The 23560-nt window shown below is 34.7% G+C and carries 21 protein-coding genes and 1 pseudogene; 14 read left to right on the top strand and 8 right to left on the bottom strand.

The features are described from left to right. Window positions 1-295: 295 nt before the first annotated feature. From DL897_RS10775 to DL897_RS10760, 4 genes are all read left to right on the top strand, one after another. Window positions 296-883, top strand: a complete 588-nt coding sequence (locus DL897_RS10775) for a TetR/AcrR family transcriptional regulator (protein WP_113659153.1) — start codon at window positions 296-298, stop codon at window positions 881-883. Between the two features lie 185 nt (window positions 884-1068). Further along, window positions 1069-2436, top strand: coding sequence for an MFS transporter (locus DL897_RS10770; RefSeq protein WP_113659152.1), 1368 nt, complete (start codon window positions 1069-1071; stop codon window positions 2434-2436). A gap of 412 nt (window positions 2437-2848) precedes the next feature. Beyond that, window positions 2849-3280 (top strand): MarR family winged helix-turn-helix transcriptional regulator, encoded by a 432-nt coding sequence (locus DL897_RS10765; RefSeq protein ID WP_113659151.1) that lies wholly within the window; start codon window positions 2849-2851, stop codon window positions 3278-3280. A 437-nt stretch (window positions 3281-3717) separates the two neighbouring features. Continuing rightward, window positions 3718-4749 carry an NADH:flavin oxidoreductase/NADH oxidase gene (locus tag DL897_RS10760; RefSeq protein WP_113659150.1) on the top strand — a complete coding sequence of 344 codons (1032 nt, stop codon included), beginning with the start codon at window positions 3718-3720 and terminating at the stop codon, window positions 4747-4749. 145 nt (window positions 4750-4894) lie between these two features. Here DL897_RS10760 and DL897_RS10755 read toward each other — a convergent pair whose 3' ends face one another. Next, on the bottom strand, window positions 4895-5209 hold the full coding sequence (locus tag DL897_RS10755; protein WP_113659149.1) for a winged helix-turn-helix transcriptional regulator: 315 nt from the start codon (window positions 5207-5209) through the stop codon (window positions 4895-4897). A gap of 250 nt (window positions 5210-5459) precedes the next feature. Here DL897_RS10755 and DL897_RS10750 point away from each other — a divergent pair, with 250 nt between their 5' ends. From DL897_RS10750 to DL897_RS10730, 5 genes are all read left to right on the top strand, one after another. Then, window positions 5460-6164, top strand: a complete 705-nt coding sequence (locus DL897_RS10750) for a pirin family protein (RefSeq protein WP_113659148.1) — start codon at window positions 5460-5462, stop codon at window positions 6162-6164. A gap of 375 nt (window positions 6165-6539) precedes the next feature. Next, the gene (locus tag DL897_RS10745) at window positions 6540-8228 is read left to right on the top strand and encodes an aromatic amino acid hydroxylase (RefSeq protein ID WP_113659147.1); all 1689 of its coding nucleotides are present in this window, start codon (window positions 6540-6542) and stop codon (window positions 8226-8228) included. A gap of 235 nt (window positions 8229-8463) precedes the next feature. Next, window positions 8464-9123 carry a response regulator transcription factor gene (locus DL897_RS10740; protein ID WP_113659146.1) on the top strand — a complete coding sequence of 220 codons (660 nt, stop codon included), beginning with the start codon at window positions 8464-8466 and terminating at the stop codon, window positions 9121-9123. Continuing rightward, entirely contained in the window at window positions 9113-10531 is a 1419-nt protein-coding gene (locus tag DL897_RS10735; RefSeq protein WP_113659145.1) for a sensor histidine kinase, read from the top strand. The genes DL897_RS10740 and DL897_RS10735 overlap by 11 nt, the downstream gene beginning before the upstream one ends. Window positions 10532-10698: 167 nt before the next feature. Then, a complete protein-coding gene (locus DL897_RS10730) occupies window positions 10699-11922 on the top strand; it encodes a S1C family serine protease (RefSeq protein WP_240627379.1) in 1224 nt (407 codons plus the stop codon). Window positions 11923-12171: 249 nt separating this feature from the next. Here DL897_RS10730 and DL897_RS10725 read toward each other — a convergent pair whose 3' ends face one another. From DL897_RS10725 to DL897_RS10705, 5 genes are all read right to left on the bottom strand, one after another. Continuing rightward, complete coding sequence (locus DL897_RS10725; RefSeq protein WP_113659144.1) at window positions 12172-13203, bottom strand: LLM class flavin-dependent oxidoreductase; 1032 nt, start codon at window positions 13201-13203, stop codon at window positions 12172-12174. A gap of 97 nt (window positions 13204-13300) precedes the next feature. After that, entirely contained in the window at window positions 13301-13612 is a 312-nt protein-coding gene (locus DL897_RS10720) for an ArsR/SmtB family transcription factor (RefSeq protein ID WP_113659143.1), read from the bottom strand. 153 nt (window positions 13613-13765) lie between these two features. Further along, window positions 13766-14995, bottom strand: coding sequence for a multidrug effflux MFS transporter (locus DL897_RS10715; protein WP_113659142.1), 1230 nt, complete (start codon window positions 14993-14995; stop codon window positions 13766-13768). 82 nt (window positions 14996-15077) lie between these two features. After that, the gene (locus DL897_RS10710) at window positions 15078-15524 is read right to left on the bottom strand and encodes a MarR family winged helix-turn-helix transcriptional regulator (RefSeq protein WP_113659141.1); all 447 of its coding nucleotides are present in this window, start codon (window positions 15522-15524) and stop codon (window positions 15078-15080) included. Between the two features lie 226 nt (window positions 15525-15750). Continuing rightward, window positions 15751-16449, bottom strand: coding sequence for a GH25 family lysozyme (locus DL897_RS10705; protein ID WP_113659140.1), 699 nt, complete (start codon window positions 16447-16449; stop codon window positions 15751-15753). 387 nt (window positions 16450-16836) lie between these two features. Here DL897_RS10705 and DL897_RS10700 point away from each other — a divergent pair, with 387 nt between their 5' ends. Together DL897_RS10700 and DL897_RS18275 are read left to right on the top strand one after the other, a co-directional pair. Continuing rightward, window positions 16837-17391 carry a GNAT family N-acetyltransferase gene (locus tag DL897_RS10700; protein ID WP_113659139.1) on the top strand — a complete coding sequence of 185 codons (555 nt, stop codon included), beginning with the start codon at window positions 16837-16839 and terminating at the stop codon, window positions 17389-17391. 155 nt (window positions 17392-17546) lie between these two features. After that, entirely contained in the window at window positions 17547-17702 is a 156-nt protein-coding gene (locus DL897_RS18275; RefSeq protein ID WP_168188761.1) for a hypothetical protein, read from the top strand. 514 nt (window positions 17703-18216) lie between these two features. Here the strand turns inward: DL897_RS18275 and DL897_RS10690 are convergent. Next, a complete protein-coding gene (locus DL897_RS10690) occupies window positions 18217-18771 on the bottom strand; it encodes a TetR/AcrR family transcriptional regulator (protein WP_113659138.1) in 555 nt (184 codons plus the stop codon). A gap of 300 nt (window positions 18772-19071) precedes the next feature. On the opposite strand from DL897_RS10690, the gene DL897_RS10685 reads away from it, so the two are divergent. Then, window positions 19072-19902: a hypothetical protein gene (locus tag DL897_RS10685; RefSeq protein ID WP_113659137.1), complete on the top strand. Its 831-nt coding sequence runs from the start codon at window positions 19072-19074 to the stop codon at window positions 19900-19902. 168 nt (window positions 19903-20070) lie between these two features. After that, window positions 20071-20865 (top strand): ABC transporter ATP-binding protein, encoded by a 795-nt coding sequence (locus tag DL897_RS10680; protein ID WP_338067088.1) that lies wholly within the window; start codon window positions 20071-20073, stop codon window positions 20863-20865. Between the two features lie 25 nt (window positions 20866-20890). Here DL897_RS10680 and DL897_RS19060 read toward each other — a convergent pair. Continuing rightward, a pseudogene (locus DL897_RS19060) lies at window positions 20891-21231 on the bottom strand (aminotransferase-like domain-containing protein); the annotation flags it as partial. A gap of 394 nt (window positions 21232-21625) precedes the next feature. On the opposite strand from DL897_RS19060, the gene DL897_RS10670 reads away from it, so the two are divergent. After that, on the top strand, window positions 21626-23188 hold the full coding sequence (locus tag DL897_RS10670; protein ID WP_113659136.1) for a M4 family metallopeptidase: 1563 nt from the start codon (window positions 21626-21628) through the stop codon (window positions 23186-23188). The last annotated feature ends 372 nt before the right edge of the window (window positions 23189-23560 follow it).

The following is a 23560-nucleotide window of genomic DNA, read 5'->3' as shown; positions in this document are numbered from 1 at the left end:
GAAAAATCCTCCATAAATATTCTAATCAGGCGGGCATGGTCCATAAGGTACAAAGAAATTAGTTTCATATAATAACAGGTTAGGAATCAAAATTGTGGCAGATTTTTACTGCTGAAAGATTTTGATAAGTAAAAGAAACACACTGCCGTTATTATAGGTGTACCCTATGGTGGTGTTAAAGAGCAGGGTTCAGGTATTCACACAACTAAAATTTTCCTTGACAAATTTAAAACAAAAAAATATGATGTAATCAAATGACAGTCAGTGCTGACAATCAGCTGGGAAGGATGAAAGTATGAGCAACGGTAATAATTTAAGCAACGATGATAAGCTACTGTTAGCGACCATTGATCTAATGGCAGCGAAAGGATATAATGGTGTATCCACACAGGAGATCGCTACCGCAGCAGGCTTAAGTGAAAAAACGCTGTTTCGCCGATTCGGAAGCAAACGAAACCTTCTCGAAAAGGCATTTGACCGTTTTCATTATGCCGAAGAGATAACAAAACTTTTTAACGAGAAGCTCGTATGGGATTTGCAGACCGATTTGCTCCTAATCAGTCGGACATATCATGAAATTATGAATCGTAATCGAAAAATGATTATGATCAGCATTAAGGAGGAAGGTAACTTACCCGGCCTTAGAGAAAGAACACAAAAACACCCTCAACAATTACTGGATATTTTGACTAATTATTTTGTAACTATGTACGAAAAGGGAAAACTGATTCGAACAGACTTTAAGGTTCAGGCGTTATCGTTTATGATGCTGAATTTCGGTGCCTTTATGAACAACTTAGATTCCGATGATATTATAAACGTATCTCTAGACACATTTATAATAGAGACAGTGCAAACATTCACTAGGGCATTAACTCCCTAGTATTTTATAAGGGGATGAGTCAGTCAGTACTAACACCCCTTGATGAATTACATTAAGCTAGATTTGAGCTAGGTCTTTAAACTCCCCTAGCTTTTTAAATGAAGTATTTGTCAGTCAGAGGTGACACCCATATCAACCTTCTAAAAAATGCGCTGTACCAACATGGTACAAAGGAGTGAAATTTAATGGAAAATTATAATCGGAAACACGTAGGCAAGAAATTGATACGCGTTTTAATGTTCACACTTGTCATTTCGGCGATGAGTGTATTGATGTTTAACTTTGTACTGCCAGAGATCAGTAAAGAGTTTAAGCTTACCACTGCTCAAGTAAGCTGGGTCACTTCATCTTATGCTTTGATTTATGGGATAGGGACGGTTATTTATGGGAAACTTGCAGATCGTTTTAGGCTCAAAAATTTGTTAACTATTGGATTGTTATTTTTTGCTTTTGGTTCACTAATCGGTTTAGCATCTCAGGCATTCTGGGTGGTACTTGTTGCAAGATGCTTACAGTCTGCAGGAGCTGCTGCTATTCCAGCAACAGCTATGCTTATCCCATTACGTTATTTTCCCCCTGACCAGAGAGGTTCAGCTATGAGTACGGTGTTTGTCGGTTTGGCTATTGGCAGTGCCCTTGGTCCGATTATTTCTGCATTAATTGTAAGTGTTGCGCATTGGCGTTGGTTATTCTGTATTCCTCTCTTTAGCTTACTTACGGTACCTTTTTACCGTCAATATTTAAAGAATGAAGATGAAGAGCAGTCTGGAAAATTTGACTGGGTTGGCGGTTGTTTACTAGCTATGGTAATAGCCTTTTTGCTTCTAGGTGTTACGAATGGATCATGGTTGTTTCCTATTTTCGGATTACTTGCTTTAGTGCTGTTTATCGTACGAATTCGTTCTGTTTCCGAACCATTTGTTCAACCTAGAATCTTTATAAATAAGAACTACACTTTGAGAATATTGATTGCTTTTCTCATAAGTGGAATTGGTTTTTCTCTTCAGTTTTTAAGTCCATTGCTTTTGGCTCATGTACAACAGTTGCAGCCTAGTTTAATCGGTTTTGCAATGGTTCCTGCTGCAGTAGCTTCAGCAGTTCTAGGAAGAGTAGGTGGGAAACTGGCAGACTTGAGAGGAAATACGTATCTATTTTATGTTGCATCTGTCCTGCTATTGACATGTTTTATTTTACTATCAACCTTTACTGGAATATCTCCAATATTCATTGCCATCTTTATAATCTTAGGTAATGTGGGTCAAACCTTTATAATGATTGCTTTGTCAAATTCAGTCTCTATAACATTGCACAAGGATCAACAAGGAGTGGGAATGGGGCTATTATCCATGGTGAATTTCATAGCAGGGGGGATGGCTTCAGGAGTTTATGGTAAGGTGGTTGATCTTGGCTCTAATTTTCATTGGAATCCAGTGAATGTTTTTCCTAAAGGTACTATTTATAGCAATATATATTTGGTTCTTGCTGCTTTGCATATAGGTATTCTGTTGTTTTACTATTTCAAGTTTGGTAGATCAAAGAGAAAAGACATCTAGTGATAGATTAGTTTTCACTATTACTTATAATTGGAGGAGATTAAAATGACAATAACTTTATTTGTTTTTGAATAGTAAAACAATATTATTGGAAGAGCATATCAATTTCCGATTGCCAAAGCTAGTAACGAAAAGCAGCTTATAAATCTGTCGACGCATTTAACGTTAAGCAAATTTTAACTTAACCTGAGCTTGATTGCTCAAAACGGAAACGGACTGCAAATGTTAACTATTCAAGAATCCCACGGGCTGTAGTGTGGAGTGGTCAATAGAACTAAAAAAGGTACAGTTTGACTATTGAAACACTGCCTTGTTACTATTAATTTCAAACAGTTAATGAAATGACACCTAAGTATAAAAGATAATATCTGAATTAAAAAAGCTATATAATCCTAGAATAGGTGAAGAGCATATGAAAACAAATCAAAAAAATCCTATAAAGAGTTGGCTAACTCTAACTCATTTCCACACAATCATTACCAATGAATTGGAAGCCACTCTACAAAGAGAACATCAATTAACTTTAAAAGAATTCTACGTGTTATTATTCTTATCCGAAGCCCCTCTTAAAAAATTAAAATTACAACAATTACAGAACATGGTTGGTTTGAGTCAAAGTGCGATGTCAAGGCTTGTAAGTAGATTTGAAGCCAAAGGTTGTGGTGCATTACAAAGAACGATTTGCGAGGATGATCGTAGAAATATCTATACTTCTTTGACCCAAATCGGTGAAGAAAAAGTTGAAAAAGCTTTAATTACTTTTAATGAAACACTTTTACAAGCATTTTCGAAAGTAGATCTCCAAGATGAGTTGCAAAACTTAATGGTTCAGCTAAATAGATAATGCTCCTATTAAAAGCTATATTTTCACATTTATTCCTTCTTTTGAAGGGATCTTTTTATAATAAAGCCGAAAAGGTCAGTCGATTCCGTCAAAACCTGTTATGAATAAGTTAGAAAATTAGTATTTGACGGCACGATTTATTTTATGTAAAATTAAATGCATGTGCATGCATTTAATTTTAGACTTTCAGTATGTTACATAGCTCGAGTCAAGACCTAGATTATTCCTAGATGAAGCCGCGAATCGTTTTTGTGTAAGGCTACAGGTGTGAGTGGGGAAACGATGAGCGACTGATTAGGAGGGAAACCTCGACTTTAATTAAGATTGATTTTATAACTTATCTTATCAAGAAAGTATCGAATTGTTATGTGGAAAAATGGGAAATCTATTTTCGCCGTCATGAAGTTGATACAAATACTAAGAAGAAGGAGATTATAATGGATCATCTATTTAGCTCATACCAATTAAAAGGATTGAAATTAAAAAACCGTGTTGTTATGCCCCCTATGTGCCAATACTCTGTTACCAACAAAGATGGAATAGCAACAGATTGGCATTATTTGCACTATGTAAGTAGAGCAATTGGAGGGGCGGGTTTCATTATTATTGAAATGACGGACGTGGAGCCTGATGGTCGCATTACCGATTATGATTTAGGATTATGGTCTGATGACCAAATTCCTGCATTAACACGTATTGTAGACGCTTGTCATCAATATGGAGCTAAAGTTGGTATTCAAATAGCTCACGCAGGGCGTAAAGCTGAAGATGCTGCTGTTCCTGTAGCGCCATCAGCTATCCCTTTTGACAATAAATCAAAAACACCAAGAGCATTATCTACAGAAGAAGTGCAAGAAATGGTGGAAAAATTCCGCTTTGCTGTACGGCGCGCTGTAAAAGCCGGAATGGATGCTATTGAAATTCATGGGGCACATGGATACTTAATTCATCAATTCCACTCACCACTAACGAATAAAAGAACGGATGAGTATGGGAAAGAGTTAACTAAGTTTGGTAAAGAAGTCATTCAGGCTGCAAAAAGTGAAATGCCTTCAGATATGCCGTTAATTATGCGTATATCGGCTAAAGAATATGTAGAAGGTGGATATGGAATTGAAGAAAGTATAGAGTTTTCTAGGGAATATCAAAAAGCGGGTGTAAATGCTTTTCATGTTAGTGCTGGTGGGGAGGGCCCTATCGCTGCTGCAGGAAAACCGGGTACACATGTTGCCTATCAAGTGCCATTAGCTAGAGAAATTAAGAAAGCCCTTAATATTCCGGTTATTGCGGTTGGAAGGTTAGATGAACCAGCACTGGCAAACGCTATAATAGGGAACGAAGATGCAGATCTTGTGGCTGTAGGAAGAGGAATGCTTAGAAATCCATATTGGACATTGGAAGCCGCAGCTAAACTCAATAAAGAAATAACAATACCTAAGCAATATGAGACAGGGTTTCCTAAAAAATAGAAATAGTCATTAAACAGATTTTATTTTAAGAACCAGCGTTTTTGATACAACGCTGGTTCACTCAACCAAAAACCCGATAATCAATCTAATATGGTTGAAAATCGGGTTTTTGGTTATTCTAGAACCTTATTTTTCGAAACCTTTTCTATGAATCCATCCATTTTTCGGCCCAATTTTGAATTTCGTTCATCGATGCCTCTAAGGCTCGTCCTTTTTCAGTTAGCTCATATTCAATTCGAACGGGAATTTCAGGATAAACATGACGAGTAAGGATTCCGACATTTTCTAATTCTTTCAGACGTTCTGTCAACATCCGATCACTCATTTCAGGAATTAGATCTTTGATTTCTTTAAATCTTTTAGTTCCATCCATTAAGACGCGAATAATTAACCCAGTCCAACGTTTACCAAGTAAAGAAAAGGCAGCTTCAAATTTAGGGCACAAATGTAGATCACTCATTTACATCATAAACTGCTATTAGATACATAAACAAAAGCGTGATATTGAGCGTTCTTGTACTCTGAAATGCTTAATCTATAGCAGTTTTCCTCCTTTTATCTTCATTTCATCTACTATTCTTAACTCCTATAAATTATTTTATCATAGCTGCTTGACAAAAGTAAGCTGCTTAGTTATTATACTTTAATAAAATAAGTAGATAAATATATAAAAGTAAAAAGAGGAGTTTATTATAATTAGGAGAGATAACATGATTAAAATATATCCAGCGGAATCCCGCTATACAACAGACCATGGATGGTTAAAAAGTAATTTTAGTTTTTCATTTGCCGAATACTATGATCCCAACAATTTAAGTTTCGGACCTATGCGTGTGCTTAATGACGATTTTATTAAACCTCAAACAGGGTTTGGCATGCATCCACATCAAGAAATGGAGATCGTATCAATCGTTCTAAAAGGGCAGTTGAAACACGAGGATAGTGCTGGAAACTCCGAAATTATCTATCCTGGAGAAGTTCAACGAATGACAGCTGGAACGGGAATATTGCATTCCGAAATAAATCCTTCTTCTACAGAGGAAGTAAATCTTTTGCAACTTTGGTTTATGCCAAGCGTAAGAGGATTAACTCCTTCCTATGAACAAAAAGCATATAATCCAAAAGCACTAAGAAATCATTTATTGCCAGTGGTTTCAAATGTTCATCAATCAGAGGAAATAGCCTTTATCCATCAGGATATGACGATCTATCTCTCTAAACTTGAAGAGAATCAAAAGATCTCGTTTATACAAGAAGTGAATCGAAGAATCTTTCTTTTTGTAATCGAAGGGGATCTCACTCTTAACCAAGCTCATAAGTTAAAACAACGAGATTCAGCTAGAATCACAGAATTATCCAATTTAGAAATACAAACAGATAGTGGGGCATTTTTTATGTTAATTGATTTACCGTAATGAAACTTGAAAAATTTTTATATTAATTTAGGAATATTTTTTGGTTGACAGCTAGAGAAGCTTTCATTACAATTGCTTTATCACTTAAAAGCATATAAGCAAAAATGCGATAAAGTTTTTTCGTAAAAAAAGCATATGACTTCATCCGCTAGAAGAAGTAGTTGGCGAACTGTACAGCAAACAAAGACCAGATGGTTGGTGCAAATCTGGGTACATCGTACAATGAATTACAACTGGCTTAAAAGGATGAGATCAATAAAGTGGACAAATTTTGTAAGATATGCAATTTGTCAAGTAGGGTGGTACCGCGGAGCTTTCGTCCCTATATAAGGGAAGGAGGCTCTTTTATTTTTGTAAAGGAGTGTAACAAGAACCATGCTTAATCAAGTCCAAATTCCGGCACATTTAAAACGCTATATTTCTAAACAGAGGTATGAACAATATACCCCAATAAATCAGGCAGTATGGCGTTATGTAATGAGACAAAACTTTCATTTCTTTAAAGAGAGAGCTCATATTGCTTATCGGGATGGACTTACCCAATCAGGTATTTCTATTGAACGTATTCCTCGAATTGAGGAAATGGACCAGTGTCTTCAACCATTTGGCTGGGGAGCTGTCCCGATTGATGGTTTAATCCCAGGTGTTGCCTTTTTTGATTTTCAGGCTCGTGGATTACTTCCAATCGCTACAGATATTCGTACTTTAGAGCATATCGCATATACTCCAGCTCCTGATATTATTCATGAAGCTGCAGGGCATGCTCCTATTCTCTGTGATCACCAATATGCAGAATATGTAAAAATATTTGGTAAAATTGGTGCCAAAGCATTAGCTAGTAAACAAGAAAATGAAGTTTTTCAGGCTACTCGCCGACTTACACTAGTAATGGAGGATCCTCATTCTACTTTAGATGAGATTAAGCAAGCAGAAAAAGAGCTAGAAGAAAAAGTTGCTAAGGCTACTGAAGTTTCTGAAGCCACTCAAATCTCTAGGCTTTATTGGTGGACTGTAGAGTATGGATTGATTGGAGACTTAGATCACCCCAAAATCTATGGTGCAGGTCTTCTTTCTTCTATTGGTGAGGGACAGCATTGTTTAAGCGATGAGGTTAAAAAACTTCCTTTTGATTTAGAAGCTTGCATTACGACTGATTATGATGTGACCAAACCACAACCTCAATTGTTTGTCTGTCATGACTTTTCTGAACTAATTACAGCAGTTGAACAGTTTTCAGAGAGAATGGCCTTCCGTATTGGTGGTAACGAAGGTTTAGAAAAAGCGGTCCAATCGGGGGATGTCGCAACGGCCGAGTATGATACTGGTGTACAAATAAGTGGGGTTTTTACTCAGTTGGTTAAGGATCAGAACGGAAAAGCCATTTATATGAGAACAGCAGGACCGACAGCATTGGCTTACTCATATAAAGAATTGCAGGGACATGGAATTTTAAGACATACCCACGGTTTTGGTGCTCCAATCGGGAGTATTAGGGGAATAGATGGGTTATCTAGTATACAAAAAGGGGCACTTATCGATTTGGAATATGATAGTGGGATTCGTCTAAAAGGGATCCTAAAAGAGTGGGTCAATGTTAACTTTCAACCGGTCTTGTTAACATTGATCAATTGTACTGTAACCTATCAAGATCAAGTTCTTTTCCATCCCGACTGGGGAGAATATGATTTAATTATCGGTGAAAAAGTCGTCTCTGTTTTTGCTGGAGCTGCGGATCCAGAGAAATTTTTCGCGGATGAGAATGTAGAATTGGAAAGTGAATATGTAAACACAGTTACCTTTTCCTCCTTAGATCATCTTTATCAAAAAGTAAGGGATATTCGAGAAAAACGACAATCATCTAAAGATCTCCCATCTATCATTCGTTCTTTAGATGATTTATATCCTAATGATTGGCTACTTCGATTAGAAATCTTAGAATTGTGTATTGAACAGGAAGAGTTTGTTAGTTTAGCAGAGAAACTGAAAGCGGATTTAACCAAGCTAAAACAGAAGAATTCATCTTTATCTTTTTTAATCGAAAATGGAGTAAAATTAATCAATTAATCCTAGAAAAAGCCTAAACTATTTAAGAAATAAGTAGTTTAGGCTTTTTCTTTGATGATTTTCCTTTTCATTATTATTATATTATTTTTTATAAGTATAATTTTTGATTGAATTATACAAAAAGACTCTCTTTAAATATAGCTGGAAAAGACTTCTTTTGATGGATAAGGTATCTCTTCACACAAATAACATATCGCATTGATATAATAATTAAGATGAAGAGGTGAATATATGTATGTGTTATAAGATTCTGGTGATAGAAGATGATTTGGATATTCAAGAACTAATTCAAGAATTCTTAACTACACAGAATATGAGTGTCGATGTGGCCAGTGATGGAATAGAGGGAATACAACTTTTCCAACGCTCTTCTTACGATCTAGTTATTTTAGACGTAATGCTACCGAATATGGATGGATATCATGTTTGTCAGATAATCAGAAATAAATCTTCTGTTCCTATCATCATGTTAACAGCGCTTGGAGAAGAAAAGGATCAAATTAAAGGTTTTGATCTTGGCGTGGATGATTATATTACAAAACCATTCTCTTTTCATATCCTTATCAAAAGGGTTGAAGCAGTATTGAGGAGAACTTGTTCTTCCCCAGCTCATATACTTAAATTCAAGGAAATTCATATTGATATTGAAGCATATACCGTTCATGTTAACGAAGAAAAGATCGACTTAACAGCAAAGGAATTTGAGATATTAAGTACTTTAATTGAAAACCAAGGTAAAGTAGTAACGCGAGAAATACTATTGGATAAAGTATGGGGCTTTGACTTTTATGGGGATTCACGCGTGGTTGATACACATATTAAGAACCTTAGAAAAAAGTTAAAAGTCCCATATATTAAAACTGTGAAGGGGATGGGGTATAAACTTGATACGTAATTTTAAAAAGAGTATCACCTATAAAATTTTCCTCATTACGACTGCGTTGTTGTGTATTTCTGCCCTATTAATTTATCTCATTTTTTACTTCCTTCTCCCTTCTTACTATTACAAATATAAAACTGATACGTTAAATGAGGAGATTAATGAGCTGGTTCAAACTGTTGATTCCTTACCATTTTATCAAGCAAAAGAGATATTGGATGAATTTAACTATAATAACAACGCAAGTATTGTTATCCACGATTCGCATGGGAATATTATTTATATCCCCCCTGTCCCAGCACGAATTGTACAGAAAATTACAATGACTGATGATCAATTGAGTATAAAACAGAATACGTCGGTTTATACTCTCGAAAAAAACATTAACTTTCTTGATGGATCTTATATTGCAACCGTTTATGCTACTTTACAACCAATCGATGAAGCATCTGATGTTATATTTAAGTTAATGCCCTATATCGCTTTGATTGTTTTGCTAATTTCATTGGTTGGAGCCTTTCTATATGCCAAACTAATTACCAATCCATTGTTAAAGATAAATCATGTTGCGAAACGAATGGCAGAACTAGATTTCACACACCGATGTAAAACAGATTCAAAAGATGAAATTGGTGAGCTCTCCAATAGCCTAAACGAATTATCTTCTAATCTAGAGAAGACGATGTTTGATCTTCAGAAAGCAAACGAACAACTAAAAGATGATATCCAAAAAGAGCGCGAACTGGAAGTAAAGCGTAGGGAATTTCTCGCTACCATTTCACATGAATTGAAATCACCAATTACAGCTGTTATGGGACAATTAGAAGCGATGATTTATCGTATCGGCGTATATAAGGATCGCGATAAATACTTAAAACGTTCCTTTTCAATCATGCAAAATATGCAAAGATTGGTAAATGAAATACTAGAGATATCCAAATTAGAAACCTATGATTTCTTACCGCAGCTACAACGAATTAATCTTTCTCAACTGTTACAGAGCATCCTTAACAATCATGAATATTTTAGTAGGGAAAAACAGTTAGAGATGAAAAAAGAGATTGAACCAGATCTATACATTCGTGCAGATAAAGATTTGTTACAAAAAGCCTTATCCAATATTGTTAATAATGCAATTAAATATTCAAAAGATAAAGAGCAAGTGATTACCAAGCTATCACATGATAATCACATAATCATTCTAAAAGTTCTAAATACAGGTGCCCATATCGGTGAAGCAGAGTTGACAAAGATTTTTCAACCATTTTATCGAATCGAAAAATCGCGTAGTCGAAGTACAGGTGGAAGTGGTTTAGGATTGTTTATTGTGAAACGGGTGATGGAGATTCACGGTGTAGATTATGCCTTAACTAATACGGAAGATGGGGTACAATTTACCATGAAGTTTAATAAAGAAGCCTAAACAATAAAGTTTTATTATCCATATAAATCTCAACTTTTCTTCACATAAACTACACATTGACAAACTACGATTGAAGAAAGGAAAGGCAAGGACATCTGATTCTGACTATCCAATCATGGTCTTAAAACAGTGTCCTTGATCTCCCGGAGAAAGGGGGATGCGCTATAATGGATGTGCAAAATAATATGTCGTCTGAAAATCAAATGAATAACATTCAGGAGATTCAACCTGAGCCACCAACGCATAAGAAAAGTTATAAGAAGTTTGTAATCCCAATTATATCTGGAATTACAGGAGGTTTATTGGTTTTGATGGCGGCTCCACTCATGATTCAAAGTGGAGTGATTAAGGTCCCGCCCCAGTCGTCGAATATCTCACAACAGGTAAGTACCAGCGTTCAAGTTAATTCTGAAATCACAAAAACAGTAGAAAAGATCCGTTCAGCTGTAGTTGGAATTGAAAGTATACAAAAAACAAATAATCCATTCTCTGAGAAGTCCGAAGCAACTGGATCTGGTTCCGGAATTGTGATTCAAAAAAGCAATGGTAAAGCCATTATCGTGACAAACAATCATGTTATTGATAACAGTGATGAAGTCAAAGTTGTATTTACAGCTATTGACCAGCCAAAAACCATCTCTGCAAAAGTTTTAGGTAAAGATCCCATATCTGATCTTGCAGTGTTAGAGATTGATGATAAATATGTAACTCATGTTGCTGAGTTAGGTAATTCTAACAATCTAAAAGCAGGAGAACCGGCTATTGCTATAGGAAATCCACTTGGACAGACCTTTTCACAATCGGTTACGGTTGGTGTAGTAAGTTCACCGAAACGGACTTTCCAAGTAAATGATTATATCTCTATGGATGTTATTCAAACTGATGCTGCGATTAATCCCGGAAATAGTGGGGGAGCACTTGTTAATACTGCAGGACAAGTAATTGGGATCAATACCCTTAAGATTGCAGAAAAAGGTGTCGAAGGGCTTGGATTTGCCATACCGATCAACCATGCCCGTCCGATTATTGAAAATTTAATTTCTAAAGGACAAGTACCTCGTCCTTATATAGGCGTATCGTTTCTAGATGATTTAAATCAGTTTTCCAATGTAGAACGAGCACTACTTAAATTACCTAAGAATGTAACAGATGGAGTTGTTATTGATACAGTAGAAACGAACTCTCCAGCCGCAAAAGCTAATTTAAAAAGACTCGATGTAATTGTAGAGATTAATGGGAAGCCCGTAAAAACGATGGTCGATTTACGAAGTTATTTATATAATCAAACCAAGATTGGTTCAAAAATAAATCTGACTTTTTATCGTGAAGGGAAGAAGCAACAAGCTAGCTTAACTTTAATAGAGACTCCCTCAAATCTATTAAGACGATAATGCTTCTAGCATTATCTGATAAACTGTACGCTAGACTTTTAAAAGTCTAGCGTTTTTTTGCTGTTCGCCCGGATTGAGTCGTAAAGTGATTGGAACAGGACGAGAAGAATTTCACCTGATCCATAATTACAACAATTTGGTATTAGTCTGGGATAATACTTATGATCATTAAATTGGGTCTTATTTATAAAAAGGGGATGAAACTCAAGGAAGCAAAAATTTTTTGGCTCATCCCCTTTTTACTATTGGTCAGCTTTTATTTCCTTTAACCAAGTTTGACAATATCTCATATGAACGGACTCGAGCTGTATGATCATAAATATGGGAACATACCATGATTTCATCTACTGGGGTGTCATTCAGAAATGCTTGTAATTCTTTTTGGATTGTAGAGGAATCGCCAATAAAAGTATAATAAAGCTGTTGAAGTACAGTTTGTCTTTCAAAAGCATTCCAGTAACTATTCATATTTTCAACAGGTGGTTTTAATAAATCTTTTTGTCTACGAATGATGTTCAGGAAAAATAAATATAAAGATGAGGCTAAGAGTTGAGCTTCCTCATTTGTATCTGCTGCAATCACATTGACACAAGCCATGGAATAAGGTTCTTGTAATGTTTTTGAAGGCTGGAATGATTCTTTATAGAGTTTCAATGCTTTTTGAAGATAGTTTGGAGCAAAGTGACTAGCAAATGCATATGGCAAGCCTAGTTTGCCTGCAAGCCTTGCACTATAAAGACTAGAGCCAAGAATCCATATAGGAACATTTGTACCTTCTCCGGGGATTGCTCGAACGGATGCATCTTCATTTGGTGAACCCAAATAATTTTGTAGTTCCATAATATTTTCTTCAAAATCCTCTTCAGTTCCTAACACATTTCGTCTTAATGCTCTAGCCGTTATTGGATCAGTACCTGGTGCTCGCCCCAATCCCAAATCAATTCTACCAGGATACAATGATTCTAATGTCCCAAATTGCTCAGCGACAACCAATGGGACATGATTAGGTAACATGATCCCACCAGAACCAACTCGAATTGTTGAAGTGCCTTCTGCAATATAACCAATTAATATAGAAGTAGCCGAACTGGCTACACTAGGACTATTATGATGTTCGGCCAACCAATATCGCTTGTAGCCGAAGTTCTCTACATGCCTTGCTAAATCGAGGCTGTTATGAAAGGAGTTAGCAGGCGATTTTCCTTGGGAAACAGTCACTAAATCTAATACTGACAAGGGAGTATCTTGGAGATTTTGCTTCGTATATTTATTGTTTGTCATGTGTTATTTATCCTTTCGCTTCGCATTTATTTCTTTATATCTATATATATGGATATATATAGAACAAAAAATAGGTAGATGTCTTTCATCGATCTACCTATAGCTCCTTTTTGATAAAATTAGCAAATTCCTGAATAACTTTTTCATTTCGACGGTAGTAAGTCCATTTGCCAATTCGTTTCGATTCTAAAAGACCAGCCTTTTGCATCATATCCAGATAACCAGAAATGACGGATTGTGCTAGACCAGCTTTTTTCTGTATATTTCCTACGCAAACTCCTCCATCAAAATGCTCATGTTGAGTTAGATGCTGGGGCTGAATGAAATTTTCTTTAGGATTTTTTAGCCATTGTAATATTAATAGTCTTTTTTCATTCGATAAAGCTTTAAAAATAAGTAAGGTATCCATAGGGATTATTATATCGATATTTATAGATATGTCAAAGGTAATTATTACTTCTAATTAGACATTTTGTTCGAAAGACGAACTTACCTGTTACCTAAACTCTATAGGTAACAGGTAAGATTATTTCTCTAATATATGATATTACTAAAAAATACATTAGGCTTTGGCTTTTCTATGAATAAAAATAAAATAACAAAGCAAGGCAGCTATGTCAGCCGCTGCAATAACCATTCCCATCGGTACAGCTTTGTCACTGCCACCAAGACCAACTAAAGGAGCCACAAGGCCACCAAAGATAAAAGACAAGACGCCAAGTAACGCTGAGGCACTCCCAGCCGATTGACCTTGGTTTTGCATAGCTAATGAGGCTGTCGTTGTACTTACAATTCCCACGCTTGAAACAACAATGAATAAAGGAAGTAAAATGGCATATAAGCCTGCTCCAACTAGAATCATAGCTAGTAATGTTATACTTCCAATCGCTGCTAGGGTAAGGCCAATAATTAGAAGCCTGCTTTCTTTAATACGCCCAGCCAATTTACCTGTTACTTGACTAGCAATCACAATTCCGATGCCATTAATTGCAAAAAATAAGCTAAACATTTGTGGCGAAGCTTTGAAGACATTTTGAATAACGAATGGGGATCCTGAAATATATGCAAACATGCCTGCCATGACTAGTCCTTGAGATAATGCATATCCAATGAATAGGCGATCATTAATTAATTTACGAAATGTTAATAACGTATTTTTGATACCACCCTTTGAACGGTTTTGTATAGGCAATGTTTCAGGTAAGCCAAAAAAGACAGCCAGAAATAAGAATACACCTATCGCACTTAAGATTATAAATACACCAACCCAAGAGGTCATTTTTAATAATTGGGCCCCAACAATTGGAGAGAGTATAGGAGCAGCCCCATTAATCAACATTAGCAAAGCAAAAAACTTCGTCAGTTCAGTACCTGAGTATAAATCTCTAGCAATAGCCCGAGAAATAACAATACCTGCTGCCCCTGATAATCCTTGGATAAACCGCAAAATAATCAATACCCAGATGGAAGGGCTTAGTGCACATAATAATGAAGAAATTCCATAAATCATAACGCCAACAAGAAGTGGAGTGCGTCTACCTCGGATGTCACTAAGAGGGCCAACTAGTAACTGTCCTAAGGAAAGTCCTAAAAGGAAAAAAGTTAAACTAAGTTGAGTTAATGACGTACTAGTATGAAGGTCTTTGGTAATCATCGGTAAAGCAGGAAGATACATATCGATAGATAGTGGGCCAAAAGCGGCTAAAGACCCTAAGATGAAAGCTGTCCATAAACGGCGTGATCGAGCTAATGATTGAGAATTTACATTAGCATCCTGTACTATGTTTTTCATGGAAAATGTCAAACCTCTCTGGATATAAATAAACTGAATATGAACCCCAACCGGATAAAGCAGGGGATTAGTAATTAGCCGACTAACTATTTGTCATTCGTAAAACTTCAAGGTCGTCATGCATCTGCTGTAATAATCGACGAAACAAGATCTTCTCCTCTGAACTAAAATGTTCAAAACATTTTTGCTCAATGGTGTATAGGGCATTTTTCACTGCCTCTGTGGCCAAACGACCTTTCTCTGTAAGATAAACCCTAGACACTCTTTGATCAATTTGATCAGGCTTTCTTTCTACGAGACCTGCCTTTTGCATTCGATTAATCATAACGGTGAGTGTAGCAGGTTTTACATGGATTTGTCGAGCCAGTTCCTTTTGAATTTGTCCATCTTTTTCTGCAAGTCTCATAAGAAGAGGAGGTTGTCCTGGAGAAACATCATACTCCCCGATCAGCATATCCACATTGTGTCGATACAATTTTAGTACATGACTCATAAGATGAGTTAAAGCATTAGAATAATCAAACTCCATCACCGAACCTCCTTGATTAGTCGGCTAACTAAAAGGGTATTGTAGTGTATTTAATTTATAATGTCAACGATCTCCCCTTTTACACGTAAAATAGAATCATCACTATCATGGTTGGTGCTCTATAACACATTAACTGGATTTCATAGCAAAGGCTAATGCGCTAAAGGGATCCCAAGTTTATTTAGGGGAGCCTTTCTTAGCAACTTATACTTATTAACATAATCTCTTACTTTAAACTAAATTTTTTCTTAAACTCATTATAATCTCCATTAAAAACATTGATATCTACATAGGTATCAATACCATCAACCCTACCACGGTTACTGTATTGCCAAAATAACCACTTGCGGTTATCAAGGGTAGGAAATTTTAGAATATCTCTTATCCATATATCAAACTCATGAAAGTCACCTTTGATATACTGATTGTAAGTATCATATGTTACATATAGAATCGGCTTTTTTTCATATTGTTGTTGGAGTTTACCTGCAAGATTCCTTAGCTCTTTTCTTACTTTATTTTTATCATGTTGTAGATGAATCTCAACATCAATCACAGGCGGTAAACTATTTTTCTCTTTTGGGACTATACTAATAAACTTTTTGGCTTGGTCTTCACCAGAGCTCCGCATAGAAAAGAAATGATAAGCTCCAGTTAAGAATCCATACTTTTGAGCTTGTTGCCAATTATAAGAGAATTTTTTATCGATAAAATCATGACCTTCTGTTGCTTTTATGAATACAAATCGATAATTATTATTTTCTTGGATTTGGTTCCAATTAATTTTGCCCTGATGATGAGATACATCTAATCCTTTGACTTCATACCTGAAAGCAAACAAACCATTATGCCATATAACCCCTGTATATTCTAAAGTTCCTAGTAGTAATAAAATAGAAACAATCAATAAAATAATTCGCTTCATCCTAATCACCTATATGTGTTTTTATTCATACGAACATGATATACTATATATGTTTCATAAAAAATATACAAGGTTAACAATCTATTACTTTTTATAATTTTGAACGATTCAATAAGGATATATTCTTTGGAATTAAAGTATTATTTTTTTATTAAATTTTTAACTCCCATTCTAAATTCATTTTATAGAAATATTTTCTCTTTAAAATGAATAACCATTATCAATCATTTTAATCATTAAATAAAGATCACAGATATAGACTTAGAAGAAGTTTACAGTATATAATATAAACTGAAAGTTTTATATATATTATCATTTTTTGTTATAAATTATACTGGTTTTTGTGAATTTCAATAGAATATGATTACAATGAAAGGAGGCTGATCTATGAAAATACAAGCTCCAGTTAGTTTTTTAGAAGGAAAAAAAATCTATTTACATCAGGTTAGTATAGAAGACACTGACCTATATTTTCAGTTTTTATTTGATCCCGAAGTAAGGAAACTTACTGGAATTCCTAATACATTTACCAGAGAACAAGTTCGTCAATATATCCGATCTAAAACGAAGGATACGACTAGCCTACTTTTATTAATAGCCCAAAAAGGATCGAATACGGTTATTGGAGATATTGCCTTACATAATATTGACACTGTAAATCGCAGTGCAAACATTCGTGTTTTTATTAGTGATGAACAAAATCAAGAAAAAGGCTATGAATATGAAGTATTAAATCTTGTTCTGGAATACGGATTTGGCATTTTAAAATTACATCGTATGGAATTAAATGTGTTTTCTTATAATGAAAAGGTGTTACATGTATTCAAGAAAATTGGTTTTCAAAAAGAAGAAGTACACAATAGCCAGCGCTATCGTAATTCAGTTATAATGAGTATTTTAGGCGAAAAGTATCGTGAATTAAAAAGTTCGAATGACAATTAAGTAATCCAAATTATTGATGAGTTTTTTTATGGAATTATTTTAACATCATCTATCTTGTTTAACTACTTCCTTCTCATATCTAAATGAATAATGGTTGATAAAAGATTCTTTGGGAAAAATAAAGCCATAAAGATCATTGGGGAGGAAAATAAAATATGACTCAAAAGCACCAAAAAAAGAATCATCCTAAACAAAGTAAGGAAAAGGTTCATGGTGGAGAACATCGGAATGGTAGATTAAGCCAATTTAAAAATCATTCATTTGAAGGAGAACCATATCCTAGCGAGTTCTTAAGTAAATCGGAAGAATAACTAAGAGAGATATAATCCGCGCTTCTGATGATGTATCTAAAGAAGTGCGGATTTTTTTATCTTGCAAAGACATTAATAGATTATTTTAAGGTAAGTGTTAGTATTTTAATCCGAATCTTCTTTCAATCTCGTGAGTTCATTCATATAATAATTTTATATATTTTATAAAATATCATAATGAAATAAGGGAATATAACAAGATGAATAAGAAAATTGCATTATTACTTATAGATGTCCAAAACATCATGTTTTCTTATGAAGGTGGATCTTTATAGAACGAGCAAGAAATACTCCACAACATTTCTTCTCTGTTCACAAAAGCACGTCAATCAAATATACCTGTTATCTATATACAGTATACTGACCCTAATTCTGATAGTGTGCTAAGTATAATTAGAAATAAATCAGTAACAGCCTATAAAAAGGCTGTTTTTAGTTTTTTAGCTTGAGGTTTAAAATGCTAATTGTATATACTTTCTAGTAAATTACAGAAAAAAATAAACAACTGTTCTTATTACATTGTCTCTTTCTTGGTCATTTGCAGCAGTCGTTCTAAAATATGAGAACGTAATTGATTATTTGGAGGTGCAAGATCAAAAAACTCTGCATACCATAATCCATCAGCAGCTAATCGAATAATCGTTGCTAAAATAGGATCAATCCCGTCCTTTTCGATTTGCTGTTGCCATTGATAATAGTGCTGACGAATAGGTTCAAGTAACGCCGGATTATTAGCTACAGCTGCCAGTAGACTTGTGTTCATTTCTTTAGAGAGGTTGCTATCAGTAAAAGTAGATTTAAGATATGAACGGAGAAACTGGCCCGATTTATTATCCTGATCATCTATATTTACTTTCACGTTATCATTAAATTTACTAATTAGATTTTCTATCATTCCCAATATTAATGCCTTTTTACTGGGAAAATGATAAAGTAGGCCTCCTTTACTAACTCCTGCTAAACGCGCTACATTATCAAGAGTTAATTTTGAAACCCCTTCCTCTAAAACAAGGCGATTTGCTGATTTAAGGATCAGTGAACGTGTCGAATGAGACTCTTTAGAATTCATTTGACTCTCCTTTCATCTTTTCAATCAACTATACCGTCTAGTAAGTATAGCTGTCAATTAATGTCTCGTCTGTCCCGACTGTTTAGTACCATTGATTATTAGGTTTTTTTCATATACCATTTCCACATAGAAACAGCATATTTAGGATTTATAAATAGGTTGGAATTGAGGGAATGGTCTATCTATGGATCTGGCTTTATTATTATTTATTTGATTTAATTATTTAATACTTGTTTATCTTTTTTATTAATAGCTAATCAAGTAAATATGTAAAAGCATTTAAATAGTGGGGGTATCCTTATGACGTGGACCGAAATAGTAAAAGCACTGGAAAGAATAAAAGATAAAGGAATAATACGCAGTAAAGAAGTAATTCAACGGATAAAAAATGATGAACGAATTAATTCTAAATCTTTGGTTGAAGAAAAACAAATACAATTGGATATAGCAATGGAACTTACGAAAGCCATTAAGACAATACGTGAAGCATATGAAGTGTTAAAGAAAAATCATGAAGCGTTAAAAATGGAATATGAATCTGTATTAACTGAAAATCAACAACTACACGAAAAAAATCAGCTACTTCTCGTAGAAAAACAACGTCTTATAACTAAAATAGAACAATTAAACTCAGAAGAAGTAGAGATTGTTAGAATAGAACAGCCAAGTAAGACGGATATTGAATCGACTCCTTCCTCAGAAGTGAATATTGAAGGTGCAGTTTCAACCATTGAGACTGTATCGGAAGTAGAAGAATTGATCAATAATAAAAACGAAGAACATATAGGTGAACTAAAAGAAAAAATCATTCAGGAACATCTAGATCAAGATAGACTAACAAGAACACAAGTTTCTGCTCTTTGGCAGCAAATCCTCAAGGAAATTGAAGAAGATGACGATATATTAGAAATCTCTAAAGCTCTTTTATTCTCTACATTATTTAAGGATAATGAATCATTTGCTACCATTGAGAAAACAGAAGATGGAAGGTTTATATGTCCCTTTCGACTAGGAGAAGGAAGGTTTTTTGATAGTACTGAAAGCCTGATTGAAACAGCCATTCCTTATCTGATTAAACATGCAAAAATTAAGAAAATAAGAGATGAACAGCGAAAAAAATATGGGTACTAAGTACCAAAAATCCCACGGCATAAGCCGTGGGGAATTATAAAAAAGTTCTAGGGAACATATATGCTTTTGTTTTTTAGCAATAAGTCGTAATTATGAGATCTAGTAAAATATTCCCTTTCTTGATAAACTCATATCAATCACTTTCAAAAGTAGCTAAGGGGGCTGAACATGATGGTCATCTCTGTTTCAAATGCGTCCTATATACGAAGTGGATTGAAGATTCTATCTAATATTCATTGGTCAGTCCGGTCTGGGGAACATTGGTGTCTTCTAGGATTAAATGGCTCAGGAAAAACAACCCTTCTAAATTTGATTTGCGGCTATTTATGGCCAAGTAAAGGGACTATCTCTGTGTTAGGACATCGCTATGGTACCGTTGATTTACGAGAATTACGAAAGCAAATTGGTTGGGTTAGTTCGTCTTTTCAAGAAAGAATACCTAAATCTGAAGTAGCAGAGAAGGTAGTATTAAGTGGAAAGTTTGCATCAATCGGGATATATGAACCTTTTACGTTTGAAGATATGGAAGAGGCGAAAGACTTGATGTCATTTTTAGGATGTAGACATTTAGTTAATCGAGCTTTTCAAACATTATCTCAAGGTGAAAAACAACGTGTTGTGATTGCGCGCGCTTTAATGGCCAAACCAAAACTGCTTATATTAGACGAGCCTTGCACAGGGCTTGATATCATTGCACGCGAACAAGTATTATATACCATTGAACAAATTGCTTCTCAGAAAGATATGCCAACTCTTATTTATGTTACTCACCATATTGAAGAGCTGCTACCTTGTTTTTCACACACATTTTTACTAAAAGAAGGTAAAACTTTTCTACAAGAAAAGACTGAACATGTAATGGACTCAAAAACATTAAGTGCTTTTTTTGATTTACCTATAGAAGTGGAAAAGAAACATCATCGCTACTGGATCACTTTTGAATCGAAAATTTTATCACCGTAGATCACATACCCTTGTACTTCTTGAATTAGCCAAGATACTGTTTTAGTATTTCTAACCCTATTTTCAACTCATCTAATGAGTGTGTAGAAGATAGCGCAATACGCAAATACTGATTAGGTGTAGTCTGCCCGCTAAGAAAACGATCAGAATGAAAAGCTCGAATCCCGTGCATTTTCAAATCCGTTTCCAACTGTAAGGCATCATGATTCTCTTGATAGAAAGCCAACGATAATAACTCAGAGGATGGCCAACAGGCTCTTTAAGAGGAAAATACTCTGAATAAATATCATTTGCTAACTGTGCAAGTTGTTTCTTTTGGGAAACAATTTCATGAACCTTGCCTGATAAGATAAGCTCTGTTTTAACTAATGGAGATCAATGAAGCCTTAAAGAAAAGACGAGATTCTTAATTCTATTGATTCTCGTCTTTTCTTTATTCTATTTATATTTTTCTGATTTAACGCATAAACGCTTAAAATCAAATTTACTTCATAATTTTCATAATATATTTATTTTTATGCCCGCCCTTTATGCGAATTATTAAAAATTAGGAGATTAATTTATAAAGTGATTCGAAATTATCTCATATATTTTATTATTCTATTTAATTATTGAATTATTCAATTAATTAAAATACATTCTTATTAATAAGATTAACATATAATCCTATTAATCCTATAAATATACATTGACATTAATTTATTATTAAATGAAAATATAATTAAATTTAATAATAAATTAATTATTAGGAGGAGTTAAGTTGAAAAAGCGTTTAATAGTTCATGCAACTCTATCATTTGTGTTACTTGGAGCTACCGCTTTCACTACTTCGGTATCAGCTGCCCCAAAGGATGAGAAGATCCAATATAATGCAAAATATAAGACACCAAAGTACATTGGTGAAGTATGGAGAGCCCCAAAGAATGTAAAAAATGAAGAAGTGGTATGGTCTTACTTTAATACGAAGAAAGATCTTTTCAAGTTAAAAGGTGATGCTAAAAACCAATTTAAAATTAAAACAAAGAAAAAAGATGAGAAAGGTATTACGCACTATCGTGTTCAGCAAACATACCAAGGTATCCCTGTTTATGGTGCTGATCAAACCGTTCATGTAGATAAAGATAATCAAGTTACTTCTTATTTTGGACAAGTTATTAGTGATCTCTCCACGCAAAATATCCCGACCAAAGCTTCTATTAAAAAAGATAAGGCAATTGAAGTAGTTAAAAAGGACTTAAAAGTGGATAAATTTGATGGAACTCCAGAAGCCAATCTTTATATATACTTTTCCGATAATAAATACCATTTAGTCTATATTGTTAAAGCATCTACCTTATATCCAGAGCCAGGATTCTGGCATTACTTTGTAGATGCAACTACAGGTCAAGTTGTGGATAAATTTAACTCCGCTCATCATGTAACTGGTACGGGGAGAGGGGTCCATGGTGATACCAAAACTTTTGAGGTCTCCTCATATCAAGGACAATATGTGTTATGGGATCAAACACGTGGAGGAGGTATCCAAACCTATACGGCAAATAATGGTTCTTCGATCCCCGGTTATTTAGTTGCAAGTCGTACGACGACTTTTAATGATCCGGCAGCAGTAGATGCTCACTACTATGCAGCGAAAGTATATGATTACTATAAAAATGTACACAATCGAAATAGTTATGATGGTCGTGGCACTTCACTCGTCTCTACTGTCCATTATGGACGAAACTATATGAATGCTTTTTGGAATGGTAGACAGATGGTATATGGAGATGGAGGATCACAAAATGGATATACACCATTTTCTGCTGGCTTGGATGTAATCGCTCATGAAATGACACATGGTGTAACATCAAGTTCTGATGCCTCACAACTAATCTACCGGAATCAGTCAGGTGCACTCAACGAGGCTATATCTGATATTATTGCATCTGATGTAGATTCAAATGATTGGTTAATGGGGGAAGATATCAACTATGTAATCCGTGATTTAGCTAATCCAACACGCTATAACCAACCAGATCATATGAGCAAGTATGTTAATACTACACAAGACAATGGCGGTGTCCATATCAATAGTGGGATTATCAATAAAGCAGCATATTTAATGGCTGATGGCGGTAGTCATTATAATGTAACTGTACAAGGTATAGGGCGGGCAAAAATGGCGAAAATTTTCCATAAAGCAAATCTAGATTATTTATACTCGAATTCCGATTTTTCAGCAGCCCGTAGTGCATGTATTCAAGCAGCTACAGCATTATATGGAGCAGGATCACAAGAAGTACAAACAGTAACCAATGCATTTGCAGCTGTTGGTATCCATTGAATATTTAGAACAATACCATATTTCAATTAGAGCTGATCCCTATTCGATCGAATGGGGATCGACTATTAAGAAAAAGGAATCCATATAAAAACCTTATAAACTCTAAAAATTAAAGTTACAAAATATCCCCTGGCGGTAGGAGTATTTAGAATTATTTAATCATTATACTACATTATTTTCTAATAAAATAATAATATTTCCAATATATTCATAATAGTTAATTTATAAATAATATTATGGGTTTATATTTGGTAATAGTCAATGTACATTAATAACCAATTTATTCAGATCAAATGCTTGAGGAAAATCAGCTTAATTCCTAAGTTCATTTAGATTAACGAATTTTTATATTTAATGGTTTTTTATTTATAT

Source organism: Thermoflavimicrobium daqui (assembly GCF_003313465.1).
Classification (GTDB): domain Bacteria; phylum Bacillota; class Bacilli; order Thermoactinomycetales; family Thermoactinomycetaceae; genus Thermoflavimicrobium; species Thermoflavimicrobium daqui.
Note: the sequence above shows the minus strand (reverse complement) of the source record. Positions and strands in the feature narration are given on the sequence as shown.